Consider the following 14852-nt stretch of genomic DNA (forward strand, 5'->3'; position numbering starts at 1 on the left):
TACGCTTTTCTAACGATTAGGTTGGGGAGGTTTCGATAAGTAGAGATACTTTGGCGATCCATCTCTGGGTTGTTTCAAGCTGCAGAAATTAAAAAGGCCTCACCCCTTATATGCTTTTAATTATAAAAAGCAGTAAGGATGAGGCCTTTCAATATTCATTTCTGAGTTTCGTTAGCTTAAAGCTAAGTGTTTAGCATTTAGGGCTAAACGTTACGCAAGCTTAAGGTCGAACTCAGTGCGGTACATCACCATATCTTCAATGGTCAGTACTGGCATGTTGTGAAGTTTGCCAAAAGCAACGATCTCTGGCGCTTTTGCCATCGTGCCGTCTGGGTTAGTTACTTCACATAGTACACCTGCCGATTGAAGACCAGCCATTTGCATCAGATCCACTGTACCTTCTGTGTGGCCGCGGCGAGCAAGTACGCCACCTTTGCGAGCGCGCAGTGGGAATACGTGGCCAGGGCGAGCAAGATCAGTAGGTTTAGCTGTTGGGTTTGCAGCTGTCTTGATCGTTGTTACACGGTCAGCGGCAGAAACACCTGTTGTTACGCCCACTTTTGCTTCGATAGTTACGGTAAACGCTGTTTGGTTTGCGCTGTTGTTATCAACAACCATAGGTGGAAGTTCAAGTTGGTTTGCTTGCTCGTCAGTTAGACACAAGCACACGATGCCGCTACATTCGCGGATCATAAGCGCCATTTGAGCATTGGTTAGGTGTTCTACTGAGTAGATGATGTCGCCTTCGTTCTCACGATCTTCATCGTCAAGTAGAAGTACGCCACGACCTTCGCGCAGAGCTTGCAATGCGTTTTCAACGCGAGTGATTGGTTCGCCAAATTCGGAAAGTAGTGAAGACTGATTCATGGTTTAACTCCTAAAATATCACCAGAATCAGGGCTGTATGAGGGATCTCAACCGAGCACAACAAAGCCTACTCATTACAAGTAGCTTGTACCAATCGTACTATGATTGGCTTTAGCTCATTATGGTTTTATCCAAAACGAAATGCACCCGTTCGAGTTGGAGGCATGAACCCAATAAATAGGTACGCCTTTCCAACTTAAACGAGTGTGTTTCCATTCTCTCTCATCCGGACTATAACCGTCGGCTCTGGCATCTCACCAGATCTGCTGACCTCGACGAATCGAGCGCTCGCGGGCTTATCTTTAGATTTTGCTAAGGACATACCGCCGGTGGGGAATTTCGCCCCGCCCTGAGAATAAAAATTAATAATCTGTTTTGCTTTGAAAGCAGGCCAGATGGTAATCCTTTCGATAGTGGATTTAAAGGACTGACAGCAAAGTTTTTCAGATTTTGACCTGGTAATCCGGTGAGTGTTCACTTTATCAGCAGAACACAATGCCTCATTGTTTAGTAAGGTACAGCTGGTCTTTGGTCGGTTTTACTGTCGGTATGCGTATAGGTGGATGGTAAAGGTTATTGGTGGTGAAGTGTGGGTTCACCGAATCAATACTCAAGCACCGCATTAATTGAATATTGTTACACCATGACGGCTGACTGACCGTTTTGACACAAAATTGATATTGGCGATGTTAAGCTGCGATAGCATCCGACCACTTTATCTCAAAGATCTTAGCCATGACTTCTCTGTTCTCTAACAAATCCAAAGGTTTATTACTGCTCGTTTTAAGCTTGTATTCCCTAGTACCCTTTTTGATATTTGGATCTGACTTCGACCTTGGAAGCACGGTTCTGCCTTTCTATGGCGCCTTCATGACGTTCGTGACTTACTCGGCAGGCAATCAAGGATTCTTGGTAACGCTCGCTGTTTTGTCTTTAGTAGTGCTCACGATGAAGTTTTCCAAAGCTAAGCTAGTCAGCCTTTGTCTGCAACTAGGCGTTTTGTTGGTGCTTAGCTTTGCAGCGAAAACCTTCTTAAAGCATTCAACAGAGAGCCCGCGTCCTTATTCTGAGTATTTGGTTACGCAAGAAGTGGTTGAAATGCCAGAGCTGTTTTATGAACTGCCATTGGTAGAAAAGAACGTGGCGATTGAATCTGTGCAAGATAAGGTCAGTGAGTGGCGAACGCGTCATTGGCATGGCGAAACGGATTACTCTTTCCCATCGGGACACATGATCTTTGTCGGTGTGTGTTTGGCATTCTTTGGCGGATTGTTCCTAGAGGCGAAGCGCTTTTATTTAGTGGGTGGTATGTTGGTTTGGGCTGGCGGCGTTGCTTATAGCCGTGTTTGGCTTGGTATGCATCGTCCTGAAGACTTAGCGGCGTCTATTGCTTTTGCGGGTTTAATCTATTTATTGGTGCCACTGGTGCCAACGCAAAAAATAGAACCTCTATTGCCCAAGTTCCTCAGAAATGCCTAAGTTTTTAAGAGCGATTTAAGCTTTTAATAGCCGCCTAAGTTTTGAAAGGTTATCTAGTCTTGGGTGGTCTATTAACAAGTAGAAATTCTAGCTACTGATTGAGCCCGAGTTCTGCTTGTTTCTTTTTGGGAAGCCCCAAAGACACAATTCGGTGTGACTCAGTGAGGTAGTATCTTAGTTCCTCATCCCTTTCTGATGTGCTCTCAAAAAGCTGAATCCACTTCATGCCACGAGAAGCAAAGTAGGGCGCGGGTTTATAGCCTGGCTCTTCTTTTAGAAAGTCGAAATTCTGATCGGACGCTTTGAAGATAAATGCAGGCTCGTCGTTCGTCCCCCAACCTCCAATCGCAAACACCTTCCCTCCCACTTTCCAAACGTGAGAGTTATTCCACTGCATCACATAGCTGGTTGCAGGCAGTGACTCGCAGAATGTATTGAATTCATCGTAAGTCATAGAACTTCCTTTTATCTATTGGGTGTTTGATCTGTATTAGTTTTCTAAGATGTCTTTCTTCTTTCCGTCTTTAGTTCGCCGAGCACTAGCTAGCTAACCCCTGCCAAATGGCAGTAAAGCCGCTGATAGAACATAGCAACAAAGAGCCGATACGTATCTTCTCTTTAGGAATGCTTTGCGTCGTCAATAACGCCACCTTGTAACCCAGCCAAGCGGCAGGAAGCAGCGGGATTGTGATGATCAAATGGTGCATCGTGAAGAAGCCAATTGGGATCTGTACCAGTAATGAAATGATAGAACTAAACACAAAAAACGCAGATAGGTTACCACGAAGCTGATTGGCATCTTGATGTTGAAGTAACAATGCCATTGGTGGCCCACCAATACCAGAACTGGTGCCGAAGAATCCTGAGAAGAATCCAGCGATGCCCATTTTGGCAGGCGTTGGTTCTAACCTAAACGGAAGTAAGCTAACAATCACGGCGAATACTACCAATAAGCCTAACCACAGTGACAGTACACTCGTCGAAACCATGACCAACAAAGCCCCGCCAGCCAGTGAACCCGGAATACGGCCTAATAGTGCGATTTTTAATCCGCCGATAGAGATGTTTGCTCGGTGTTTGAATGCGTTGAATACAGAAATGAACAGACCAACAAGACAGATCGGTGCGGGTACATAGTCAGGCGAGACCAAAAACAACAACGGGGCAGCCACAATAGCCAAGCCAAAGCCGATTGCTGTTTGTACAAACGAGCCGACAAAAATGAGTGCCATCGCGATAAGGGCGGTCTGATCTAGGTATTCCATAAGCCTGCGAATAAGTTCTAAAGGAGCGGGTGGATACTATAAATGAAAACCAAAAGAATAGTCTTATTATTCAGTGAGCTTTATGCCAGTTTCGCTAGTTATAATTTCTATTATAACGACCAACAAAAAAGCGAGTGAGTATCTCAGGATGCTTCCTTTCAATACTCACTCGCTTTATTGGAACGACTTGTTGTTTACGCTAGTGGGGGAGTCAGCGTTAAATGTTAAGCCATTGCCAATTTGATTCGCTCAATCGGTTTGTCATTGATGGGTAAATGTATAAGCGCTGCTGCAAATGCCAATACCACCGTTGACCACCAAATTGGCTCGTAAGATCCGTAGTAATCGTAAATACGACCACCAACCCAAGCGCCTAAGAAACTACCTATTTGGTGAGTGAAGAATACCAAGCCATACAAAGTCGATAGGTAACGAGCACCAAAGATTTGGCGAACTAAGCCTGAAGTGAGTGGAACCGTACCTAGCCAACAGAAACCAATGGCTGCACCAAAGATAGCTGCGGTTGATTCCGTTACTGGCAGAGTCACAAACGCGCCGATAACTACAGTACGCACTAAGTACAGTGCAGACATAACGTGGCGCTTGCTGAACTTGTCGCCCATTACACCCCAGAAGTAAGATCCGAAGATGTTGAAGATGCCAACGTAAGCCAATGCCATCGCAGCGCTGCTCGCCGGTAGGTCTTTATCTGCTAAGTAGCTAGGTAAGTGCGTTGCGATAAACATTACATGGAAACCACACACGAAGAAGCCCGCGTGAATCAACCAGTAACCTTTATGAGCGAACGCTTCAGAAAGCGCTTCTTTCAGAGTTTGGTTCTCTTCTGCTTGCGCTTGTTTGTTTGAGGCTACTTTAGGCGCTCGCATGAACAGGGCAAAAGAGATCATCAAACAACACAGTACGCCAAACACTTGCATTGCGCTCTGCCAATCAAATTCATTCAACATGTATTGCGCGCCAGGAATCACCGCGAACATACCAAACGAACCTGCAGCCGTGGTTAAGCCAAACGCTTTAGCCGCGTGTTCTGCTGGTACAACTTTCGCTACTGCGCCAAGCACGATCACATAACTTGTCGCACTTAACCCAAGGCCAACGAGTGCACCCAGTGAAACGTAAAGCATGCTCGATTCGGTAGAAATTGAGGTAAGAAGTAAACCCAAACCGTAAGCAACTGCTCCTGCGATAATGATGCGTCTTGCTCCCCATTTGTCAGCCGCCATGCCCACAAAAGGTTGGAACACGCCGAACAGCAGGTTTTGTAGAGCAATAGCGAAGCTGAAAAACTCGCGACCTGTACCGAAATGCTCTGAAATTGGCATCATGAAAATGCCGAATGATTGTCTGATCCCTAGACTGATAATAAGTGTGCCTATCCCTAGCCATACCAGTAAAGGAAAACGGAAAATGCTCATTCTAATACTCTTTAATTAATGGTGGTGATGTGAGTGGTCTTGCGCTGACATGTGTTGGTCAGTCATTTCATGGTGATGTTCGTGCCCAGAATGATCATGCCCTGATTGCTGATGGCAACCACTGCTTACGGCATGCTGAGCCAAGAGATCAATCAATGGCTGACTGTGATGCACAATAACCAAACTAATGACGAGGAATAACGTCATTCTGGCCAGTTGGGCAAAAAGAGATTGTGAAAACATAAGGTGTTTACATGCGCTCAATGTTGTAAGAAGTCGCGCATCATAGTGATGAGTAGGTTATGTATCAAATGACCATTTGTGATTTAGTCTATGCGTTTGATGCATAGATGAATAAGATAAAAATAAGTGAATGTTAGGGGGGAGGGGGACTGACGATAGTAACTAGTGATTTATAGCCTCGCGTTAACGAGGCTAAGAGCTTTATATTGTGAAGCTACACTGCTTTGCTTTTAATGCTGGACGCGCCAATTTTTTTGCTTGCATTTCAACTTCAATCATCGCTGATTTTGCCTCGCTTGTATCTGCTTCAAAACCGACTGTCGATAGAAGGCTTGAACCAGTATCAATATCGTTGATTTGAGTTTGGTAGTCAGCAAAGCTTTGTTGAATTTGTTCACATGTCATTGAATCAAAATCGGCATCTGCGATATTAGTTTGCCCACCAGTCATTTGACAACCAGATAGCACAAGTCCTGATACTGCGAATAGAACGAACTTTTTCATTTTTATTATTCCTTTACATTAGATAGACGCGGTCATTCTTAAATGGGATTCAAACTGTTGCAATACACTTGGTCTAACATAAAGAGATTAATGGATAACATCGACCAACATTGGTCTGATTTGTTGGTAATATAATTTGTTAAAATGTGAACCTGATCCAAAATTCATTTTGAGTAAAGTCGAAATAAACATAAAATGTAACGTGTTATTTCGAGTCAAATTAAAATAAAAAATATGAATTTAAATGCAGATGGACAGGCTAGGATTGTAGCGGAGTATTACAGTATCGCTATAAGTGAACAGTTAGAACGCTACTTAATCGACTATAAACAACGAGATCCAATTTTATCGACACTTGATGATCGAAAACTAATTCTACTATTGGTTAATAAGGCGCTAGAGGGAAATATGGATCTATATGTGGGTGATTTACAACTCTCACGTTCTAAGAATATTAAATTAAGGAAGACAAAAAAAATTGAACGTCACTTTACTGAAGTTAATGAAAAATATCAGGGTTTTGGCGTGAATATCAGTGCTAGGCAGTATTTTCATCGGCTTATATTAGCTTACCTTCTTAAAAAGACATGAATAATAGATGATTAACGTAAGTCGTTAACTTTATAGTGCCTCCCAATGTAAAAAGCGAGGCACTTGACAATTTTATACTGAAAATATCGATAAACACTACTTGTGTAAATAATATTATACATAGTAATCGAGTGTAATATTACTAGTCGACTCGACTTATCTGTCAAACATCGTAAATTTGGGCATAAATCGTTTCAAGACTACTGAAACGCGATGTTAAAAGATTCAGGGAGAGTCATTCACATGGATAAAGATCATAACCTTCGCGAAAACTTACTGGCACTGATCTTAGGTAGCGCACTAGTTTCACTCGGCGTTATCTTTTTCAATCAAGTCGGTTTGCTCACCGGAGGCACGGCTGGTCTAGCGATCTTCATTACCAAAGTAACAGACCTAAGCTTTGGCCAAGTATTCTTCGCACTTAACTTACCTTTCTATATTTTGTCGGTTGCTCGTATGGGCTGGCGCTTCACCATCAATACGTTTATCGCTGTTTCGATTGTTTCGTTCGCTGTGGATCACTTGTATCACGTGATTCAAATTGCCGAAATTCATGCATTGTATGCAGCTTTACTTGGTGGTGGCTTAATTGGTACCGGCATGCTGGTGATTTTCCGTCACAAGATGAGCTTAGGTGGCTTCAACATTCTGGCGTTGTTCTTACAAGAACGTTTTGAAATTCGCGCGGGCAAGGTGCAGATGGCATTAGACTGCACGATTGTTGTGCTTTCATTGTTTATTGTTGATGTGTCATTGGTTCTTCTGTCTGTGCTTGGCGCAATAGTCACCAACTTGATTCTAGCAATGAACCATAAACCGGGGCGCTATCAACCTGTGGTAAAAGCGGAAGCAGCATAGTTCGGTTCGCTCAAACACTCGATTCGCTTAAGCTCTAGACTTGCTTAAATAAAGAGTGATTTACAGATTCTGAATACAACAAAGCCAGCGTCAATTGCTGGCTTTGTTGTATTTGAATAACAGGTTCGAGTTAGTTATTAGTTATTAGTTATTAGTTATTAGTTATTAGTTATTAGTTATTAGTTATTAGTTATTAGTTATTAGCAGTTGCTGCAATCGTTGTCTGGCTTGAGTTCGCAGTCAATCACATTGCCTTGTTGATCAAGTGACAGGTTACAGCACTCCTCAAACAGGTTCTTAAGATCTCCGCGACTTTTCTGAACGCGAGACTTAACCGTTGAGTAGCTGACGTTTTGCGCCTCTGCGATCTCTTTCTGGCTTTTGCCTTTGATGTCGACAGCGAGCAGTAACGATGAACTTTGTTCTGGTAGCGCCTGAATAAAGGGTTCGATACACAATGAAAGCTTCTGTTTGAACTCAGAGTTGTGGTCTAAATCGGTGAACCATAGATCTTCAGCATCAATTTGGCTATCACGTTGTTGTCGAGCATGTTTACGATAGAAGTCGATAATGGTGTGATTGGCTAATTGGAATAGCCACGATTTTACGCTGCTCGCATCTTGCACCTTATCTAAGTTCTGATACGTCTTAATCAAGATCTCTTGCAGTAAGTCGTCTACATCAGCGGTGTTGTTGACCTTGGAATGCAAGAATGACTTTAACGCTTGCTGATACTCAGCCCAAACTTGTTCCAAATTCAAAGAAGCCCTATTCAAAGGTGCTTTAGTTGCACTGTTCATTCACACAACACTCGTCTTGTAAGAAATCAATCACGCCTTCTAGGCATTCATACTCTGCCACGCAGAATAAGGTTCTTCCCTCACGTCTTTGGCTGATTAGTCCTGCCGACGCTAGGCTTGAAATGTGGTGAGACAAGGTAGAACCGGGGATACCGAGTTCTTCTTGTAGGCCGCCAACTGCAATGCCTTGGTAGCCAGCTTTAACGACACTTTTATAGATAGTCAGGCGGATAGGGTGCCCCAACTCTTTAAGTGCTTTCGCAACGACTTCTAAGTTCATATTAACTCCTCAAGATTTAATTTCGATGTTAGTCGAAATGTATGCCAAATTCAAATTTAAAAACGGTGGCTGTGTAAGTTATTGAAAAACTGTGTTTTCGAAAGTTATTTCGATTTTTATCGAAATAAAACTTGATCTGTCACTAAATATTTCTATAATTCGAGAATATTCGAAATTAAGGGTTGGTTACTTTCCTCATAGAGTCCGGCCTTCAATCCTGTTTGGAGTTAATTATGAGCAATGAAATGTTAACAATGCTGAAAGACGCACTTGATATGTTCGCTTTCTTAGCAGTAGAGCTAATCATCCTTTTCTTGGCGATCAGCTACATTGTTGGGATTCTGCAAGAGTTTCTTACACCAGAGAAGATTCAATCTATTCTGAGCTCGCGTAACGGTAAGGGTTATGTGGTTGCAGCGCTACTGGGTGCGATTACGCCTTTCTGTTCATGTTCGACCATTCCTTTCTTAAAAGGATTGCTGCGAGCACGAGCGGGTTTTGGTCCAATGATGGTGTTCCTATTCGGTAGCCCACTATTGAACCCTGTGATCATTGGTTTGTTCGTGATTACGTTCGGCTGGCAAGTGGCGGTATTCTACTTCTTAGTCGCGATGACAGTATCGGTAGTGGCAGGTTACGCACTTGAGAAGCTTGGCTTTGAGCGTTACGTAAAACCTGAAGCGTATGAATCGACAGGTTCTGCTTCAAGCTGTGGTGATTCTGCTCCTAAGAAAGCAGCGCCAGCGAAGGCAGAATCTTCATGTGGTACAAGTGCATGTGGTGAACCTGCACCTGTAATGGCTAAAGAAACATCTTGCTGCGATTCGAAAAAAGAAGAGCCACAAGTAACGGTTTCATGCTGCTCAATGGATGGAAGCGCAACTGCTGAAATCGTAGAGAAGAAAGAACCTAGCCGTTGGATGAGAATTTGGTTCTCAACTTGGAAAGACTTCAAACAGGTTTTCCCTTACCTAATGATGGGTATCGCGATTGGTTCATTCATCTACGGTTTCATTCCAACAGACCTTATTGCACAGTACGCTGGTGAAGGTATGTGGTATGCGATTCCAGTAGCGGCTGTGATTGGTATTCCATTGTACATTCGTGCTGAAGCGGTAATCCCACTAAGTGCAGCTCTAGTACAAAAAGGTATGGCGCTAGGTTCGGTAATGGCATTGATCATTGGTAGTGCGGGTGCAAGTTTGACTGAAGTTATTCTGCTTAAGTCAATCTTCAAAAACCAAATGATTGCAGCATTCCTATTCGTTATCCTAACTATGGCGATGGGTGCAGGCTTCCTATACAGCTTCATCTTTGGCTGATCTGGTCTGATTCCTAGATAACCCAATTGATTACAAGATATAGTGACCCGTCCTGATATGGGTTGACACTTGATTGACTAAAACGCTCGATGTACTTCATCGGGCGTTTTGTATTTTAGAGCTGTGTGAGGCCTATATTCATTATAGATTTTTACTGATTCGGCGACCATTTTCTTTGCTTCATCTAAATCATTAGGCTTATTCAACAGATACTCCATCTTCAGTATTCCGTTGATCCTCTCTGCCAACGCATTCTGATAACAGTCATAGCCATCAGTCATTGAGCAAGATACATCATACTGTCGATGCAACTCTTGGTATTCAACAGAGCAGTACTGAACACCTCGATCTGAGTGATGTACAAGCTCACCTGTATTCTTCCGTTCTTTCAACGCGTTTAAAAAGGCCTGCTTGACCGTGCGAGCTTTCATATCATCACTTATGTGATAGCCCACGATTTTTCTTGAGTAAGCGTCCGTCACTAAACTGAGATAAGTACTACCACGCCGCGTTGCTAGATAAGTAATATCGGCAACCCATAATTGCTCTGGTCTTTCCGGTATTAAGCCTTCTTTGACACGATTCGGATGGCAGTAAAAGCGATGATTACTGTTTGTGGTTCGATGATAAGCCCTTCGATTCTGCACTAATAATCGATTCATTCTCAGCAGAGAGAATAAGCGGTCTCGCCCTATTTCAATATCGTTCTGAGCAAGTAAATACTTGATCTTACGAGTTCCTATACGAGGGTGCATCATCCTTTGCTCCTTCACAAAACCGAGTACTGATTCATCTTTCTTTGTCTGATGAATTTCTGCAACACAGCGCTTGTAGAAAGCTTGTCGTGTAATACCTATGAAGTGACAAGCTTTAGTGACGGTCAACTTTCTGACCGTTTTTTCCTTAATAACTCGGCCTTGCGCTTCTTTGAGATTCGGACACCGAAATCTCGATCCATGACTTTTACAACCGCTTCAAAGAACTCAGCTTTGAGCTGAGTCTCTTCTAATTGCTGCTCGAGTTCTTTGATTCGTTGCTCTGGGGTTTGAGTTGAGGAAGAGTTTGACATAGTCGCTCCTAACGCTCTCGATTGTTCTATTCCTTTAGACCAATCTAGTTGACCATGTTTGCGAAGCCAAACTAAAACGGTAGAGCGACCTTGGATCCCATAACGTTCTTGAGCTTGCTTATAAGTCATTTCGCCTTTTTCAACTTGGCTTACGACTGCCAATTTAAAGGCAAGAGAATAATCTCGTTGAGTACGTCTACTTGTTGTTTTCATGACACTCTCCAATTTCATGTTGGAAATGTGTCAACCATATTTAGGACGGTACATAGATAATAAAAAGAGCTCACTTAGTTGAGCTCTTTTTTGTTTAACGGCTTATCAAGTAGGAATATCAGACTGGGCTTGGTAGCGCGGCAGAAGTTCCGTGCGCAGCGAAAGCATTAATAGCTAACACATCGCAGTGGTGCCGATTAATAGCATCACCGTAGTTGTTGGTTATGCCGGGAAACTGAAAACGATACATTGGAATCCCATAGCGACGCTCTCTTTGCTGACCTATTCGATCTTTGCTTGTCCATAATAGTCGGTTTTTCGCAGTGTAAGTCATGCCGTGCATTTTATTGAAATACGCTTCATGCCTGCGCATTTGCTCGTACAGTTCGATAATGCGTTGTCGAGAGAAATTTAATGTCGTACTTGGTTTAAGCTGCGTGCCCCAACCGGTTAATACCTTTTCCATGAAGTCTCGTGTGACAAGGCCGGGGCCTGTAAGTAATCCAGCACCTTTGCTACCGCCGGAAGTATTGGCATTTCCTACCAAAGTGCCGTGTCGACCAGGCATGTAGGTGGTGTAGTATTTAGTTGAAGGGGACAAGCGGGGCATTCTTGCTTTAAAAGCGAGTGAGCGTTCGTCTTCAGCGAAAACACACACGATCTGTTTAACGTTTTTACCGAGTGATTTGTAATCCTTGAATGCGTTCATCCCTCCGGGTACGGGATCACAAGCAAAGATGTTTACTGGGATGTGGCTTAGTTTGGGGTCTTTGAGCATCCGGTTCGCCAGTTCAAAGCAACTGACACCACCTCGGCTCCAGCCTACGATGTTAACTTGGCTAATCGGTTTAGTTTGGCGTTCAATCGCGATGTTCTGTTGGCGATCAGCGATCCCTTGTTTTAAGTCTGCAGCTAGAGCTTGTGAATCTTTCAACCAATCCTGATATTTCTGGTTGGTTGCAAAAGGCCAAGCTGATTTTGCTGGGCGAGATTCACTGAGCAGTCCTTTGGCTCGTTTCATGTAATCATTCTTATCTTGTTGGCTTCCGCGCAAGATATTCAGTACATGGCGCATATTGCTGTCGATGCCTTTGCCTAGCAATGTTCCCTTAACTCCAGAATAGGTGTCGTCCTTACCTTGCTTCAACCACTCATTCTGATTCCCACTACCAACCCCATCCACTTGAATGTAGTCAATCATGTCTCTGCCCGTTGCATTTTTTGCTAACGTCGAAATCAATTCGCCAGACACATAGTTTTTGTGATTGTTGTCTTCTGAGTTGGATCCTGTTCCACAGAAGAATACGGTAAAAATTGACATACATTCCCTTAAATTAATTCACCGGATTTATCGGAAGTATAACTGTCGAATCAAAAGGTTGGAGAGAAATGTCTATTTATTCGCAAAGGTCAGACCAACAGGCAGTAGAAATGGAACGAAGCGCAAGTTTTATAAATTAGTTGTTTGGTCAGTTCTATTGGACTCTTGAGCTCGGTTATACCCGTCAAGAAAGATCAATCGAAGTGTCACAATACTCAACACTATTTTGTCTAGTATCAAACAGCAGGCTGATTTTGTTCTAGTACCGAAATCTGAAGCCTACACTTTGTATAGATACTTGCTATTCAGTGGCAACCTTTGAATTGCGAGTAATTTATAACAGATCGCTTACGAGCTTAGATTGAAGTTTATAGGAGGGAGTATGTTCGCAATACATAGGGAATATGAGTTACAGAATCAGCAACATTTTCATGCCCACATTCAAGTAAAGCCAACCGGAAATTTAGAGTTTGAGATTTTAGAGTCTCATGAACATCATGATACCGACTTTAATCACTTGTCCTTTGAAGCTGAAAAAGGGAAGACTAAAGTGCTTGGACGAGATGAAAGTGGTCAACAGACAGATTGGCAACTTTTATTGGCAGAGGAAGATGCAAAAGAGCTTAATCATCTGGTGGTATTGGTGTCTGAACAATATGAGACGTTAATGCGAGATCTGATGTGACGGGTCAAGCTAGCGATAAACTAGAAGTGATTCTCTGTATCCAAAAAATCAAAAGCCCGGCGCATAACCGGGCTTTGTTCACTGTGTTTTGTTAAATGTGATTGTGTCTTTCGAGTTAGAAACCGCGAATATCAAGCTCATTGTTGATTAACACAACACACTGAGAAGCAAACAGCATGTTTGGACCTAAGCTGATTTTCTCTGTCCCTAAACGCTTCAAGCTGTTGTAGCTCTTCTTCGGCATAGGGATGTGGTCAGTTAGAAGGAAACATGGGTTTTCAGCAATCTCTGCATCACGGATAAAGTCACCCTTCTTATCCATCATGTATAGCTGGTGGTCTTCAGCCAGTTCTTTGACTAGTTTTTCAAAGCTCATAGTGCGAACGATGATTCCCGGTTCAACCTGACGAGTCTGCTCTTTGGTCATACCTTGAGAAGCATCAACCGCTCTTACTACCGCTGATAACAATGCCGATTCATGAAAGCCACCAATGTTGGTGATCTCATTTGAATCAAATGTAATCGTACGTGAAAAGTCTTTAGTACTTTCTAATACAAGGTGTACGGTGACATTCTCACGGTGAGATTGAGCAACAAAGATCGTGTTCATCAGAGTATGAGCCAGAATCTCGGTATGAGCGTCTTGCCCAACACCTTCTAAGATAAGTTTGCTCTCTGTAGGGGCTGCGCGAGCGCGTAATACAAATGAACGCATGGAATGTACCTTGTCAGTATGTGATAAAGCGAAACGGGCTTTATCAACATGAATTGATGAATAACCAAAATTGTGGCGGTATGTAACTCTTTTCTATTAATGAAGTCAAATGGAGTTGCACTTAGCACCAACCAGCGAACTTTGAGTATTAAATAGAGAATGACCACATTACAAGACGGTAACGGTTGAAGCGAACCAATGTTTACATAGATAGTATGCGCAAAATCATAAAGTGACTTACATAAGGAAACTGTTGGTGAAGTTACAAAAGATCAATAAAGAAGAATATAGAAAGAAGATGAACCTGTTGTTGGTGTCATTAGTTGGGTCACTTGCATTGTTTGCCATTGTATTCGGCACCATTCTGATTGAATTGTTTGGCTCGGCTACTTCTATTACTGGTGAATCGACAGGAAACTTTCATTTGAACGTACTTGGGGTTATTTTATCAGTTGCCTTGAATGGGTTTATTGCGAGTCGTGTGAAAGGGCATGATTACTTCAAAGAAGCGCTCTATGTATGGAACCTTAAACAAATCCATAATCAAATCTATCGTAAGCTTAAGCGTATTCAACCCAAAGCTGAGCAAGGCGACCGAGACGCGCTGACCGTCCTTTACTTCTATTACACCACGCAAAAACAGGTATACGACCTAGACAACAACACATTGACGATAAAAACAGTTCAGCAATCGCTAGATAACATCCTAGAATTGAGTGAGAAATGGAGCATTGAGCTAGATATAGAGGCTTTTTCGAAAGATCTAATCGCAAAGTTTTAAGTAATATGCCCATTATTGTATGAGTTTTGAACGACGAAAGAACCTTTTGACGTAAAAGTAGCCACTTAAGCAAGTTTTTTTGAATTTTTATCAAAAAAGGGGTTGCCATGTTTTCGATGATCTCTATAATGCCGCCTCACTGACACGGCAGACGCCACAAGGCTTCAGCGGTAATCAGTAAGACGGAAAGTTCGAAAGAAATTAATTTTAAAAAGTGTTTGACACTTAAGATTAAATCGCTAGAATTCACGTCCGCTTTCAAGGGTTTCTTTGTAAAAAGAAAGTTTCGACAAGCAAAGCTCTTTAACAATTTAAACCTATCAATCTGTGTGGGCACTCGTTGATGAATATCAAAACGTTTTATCGTTAGATAAAACAGATTCTTCGGAATCAAAATTGATTTCAATGAACTGAGTGACCAAT

The 14852-nt window shown here is 42.6% G+C and carries 17 protein-coding genes and 1 riboswitch; of the genes, 6 read left to right on the forward strand and 11 right to left on the reverse strand.

The genetic code is table 11. The features are described 5' to 3' along the window. Positions 1-210 precede the first annotated feature (210 nt). The gene (locus ITG09_23565; GenBank protein UPR54344.1) at positions 211-867 is read right to left on the reverse strand and encodes a 3,4-dihydroxy-2-butanone-4-phosphate synthase; all 657 of its coding nucleotides are present in this window, start codon (positions 865-867) and stop codon (positions 211-213) included. A gap of 210 nt (positions 868-1077) precedes the next feature. Then, a riboswitch (FMN riboswitch) is annotated at positions 1078-1228 on the reverse strand. A 374-nt stretch (positions 1229-1602) separates the two neighbouring features. On the opposite strand from ITG09_23565, the gene ITG09_23570 reads away from it, so the two are divergent. Beyond that, positions 1603-2346, forward strand: a complete 744-nt coding sequence (locus ITG09_23570) for a phosphatase PAP2 family protein (GenBank protein ID UPR54345.1) — start codon at positions 1603-1605, stop codon at positions 2344-2346. A gap of 91 nt (positions 2347-2437) precedes the next feature. Here ITG09_23570 and ITG09_23575 read toward each other — a convergent pair whose 3' ends face one another. The 5 genes from ITG09_23575 to ITG09_23595 form a co-directional block, all read right to left on the reverse strand. Continuing rightward, on the reverse strand, positions 2438-2800 hold the full coding sequence (locus ITG09_23575) for an MmcQ/YjbR family DNA-binding protein (protein ID UPR54346.1): 363 nt from the start codon (positions 2798-2800) through the stop codon (positions 2438-2440). An 85-nt stretch (positions 2801-2885) separates the two neighbouring features. Beyond that, positions 2886-3611: a sulfite exporter TauE/SafE family protein gene (locus tag ITG09_23580; protein ID UPR54347.1), complete on the reverse strand. Its 726-nt coding sequence runs from the start codon at positions 3609-3611 to the stop codon at positions 2886-2888. A gap of 224 nt (positions 3612-3835) precedes the next feature. Continuing rightward, positions 3836-5047 carry an MFS transporter gene (locus ITG09_23585; protein UPR54348.1) on the reverse strand — a complete coding sequence of 404 codons (1212 nt, stop codon included), beginning with the start codon at positions 5045-5047 and terminating at the stop codon, positions 3836-3838. Between the two features lie 15 nt (positions 5048-5062). Further along, positions 5063-5290: a hypothetical protein gene (locus ITG09_23590; protein UPR54349.1), complete on the reverse strand. Its 228-nt coding sequence runs from the start codon at positions 5288-5290 to the stop codon at positions 5063-5065. Positions 5291-5491: 201 nt separating this feature from the next. Further along, positions 5492-5794: a hypothetical protein gene (locus ITG09_23595; GenBank protein UPR54350.1), complete on the reverse strand. Its 303-nt coding sequence runs from the start codon at positions 5792-5794 to the stop codon at positions 5492-5494. 234 nt (positions 5795-6028) lie between these two features. Here ITG09_23595 and ITG09_23600 point away from each other — a divergent pair, with 234 nt between their 5' ends. Further along, the gene (locus tag ITG09_23600; GenBank protein UPR54351.1) at positions 6029-6385 is read left to right on the forward strand and encodes a hypothetical protein; all 357 of its coding nucleotides are present in this window, start codon (positions 6029-6031) and stop codon (positions 6383-6385) included. A 243-nt stretch (positions 6386-6628) separates the two neighbouring features. Beyond that, positions 6629-7243, forward strand: coding sequence for a YitT family protein (locus ITG09_23605; protein UPR54352.1), 615 nt, complete (start codon positions 6629-6631; stop codon positions 7241-7243). Positions 7244-7443: 200 nt separating this feature from the next. On the opposite strand, the gene sigZ is transcribed toward ITG09_23605, so the two are convergent. Then, on the reverse strand, positions 7444-8043 hold the full coding sequence (sigZ, locus tag ITG09_23610) for an RNA polymerase sigma factor SigZ (protein ID UPR54353.1): 600 nt from the start codon (positions 8041-8043) through the stop codon (positions 7444-7446). Beyond that, entirely contained in the window at positions 8027-8323 is a 297-nt protein-coding gene (locus tag ITG09_23615) for a helix-turn-helix transcriptional regulator (protein UPR54354.1), read from the reverse strand. The genes sigZ and ITG09_23615 overlap by 17 nt, the downstream gene beginning before the upstream one ends. 233 nt (positions 8324-8556) lie before the next feature. On the opposite strand from ITG09_23615, the gene ITG09_23620 reads away from it, so the two are divergent. Further along, positions 8557-9645, forward strand: a complete 1089-nt coding sequence (locus ITG09_23620; GenBank protein UPR54355.1) for a permease — start codon at positions 8557-8559, stop codon at positions 9643-9645. 77 nt (positions 9646-9722) lie between these two features. Here ITG09_23620 and ITG09_23625 read toward each other — a convergent pair. Beyond that, a protein-coding gene (locus ITG09_23625) for an IS3 family transposase (GenBank protein UPR54356.1) occupies positions 9723-10927 on the reverse strand; the annotation gives its coding sequence in 2 pieces (ribosomal slippage) (positions 9723-10540 and positions 10540-10927; 1206 coding nt in all). A gap of 118 nt (positions 10928-11045) precedes the next feature. Next, entirely contained in the window at positions 11046-12248 is a 1203-nt protein-coding gene (locus ITG09_23630) for a hypothetical protein (GenBank protein ID UPR54357.1), read from the reverse strand. A 382-nt stretch (positions 12249-12630) separates the two neighbouring features. Between ITG09_23630 and ITG09_23635 the strand changes: the two genes are divergently transcribed. Then, positions 12631-12933, forward strand: a complete 303-nt coding sequence (locus ITG09_23635) for a hypothetical protein (GenBank protein ID UPR54358.1) — start codon at positions 12631-12633, stop codon at positions 12931-12933. A gap of 115 nt (positions 12934-13048) precedes the next feature. Here ITG09_23635 and trmY read toward each other — a convergent pair whose 3' ends face one another. Further along, the gene (trmY, locus tag ITG09_23640; GenBank protein ID UPR54359.1) at positions 13049-13648 is read right to left on the reverse strand and encodes a tRNA (pseudouridine(54)-N(1))-methyltransferase TrmY; all 600 of its coding nucleotides are present in this window, start codon (positions 13646-13648) and stop codon (positions 13049-13051) included. Between the two features lie 256 nt (positions 13649-13904). Here trmY and ITG09_23645 point away from each other — a divergent pair, with 256 nt between their 5' ends. Further along, positions 13905-14429 (forward strand): DUF3087 family protein, encoded by a 525-nt coding sequence (locus ITG09_23645; GenBank protein UPR54360.1) that lies wholly within the window; start codon positions 13905-13907, stop codon positions 14427-14429. The last annotated feature ends 423 nt before the right edge of the window (positions 14430-14852 follow it).

The organism is Vibrio cyclitrophicus (assembly GCA_023206055.1).
Classification (GTDB): domain Bacteria; phylum Pseudomonadota; class Gammaproteobacteria; order Enterobacterales; family Vibrionaceae; genus Vibrio; species Vibrio cyclitrophicus_A.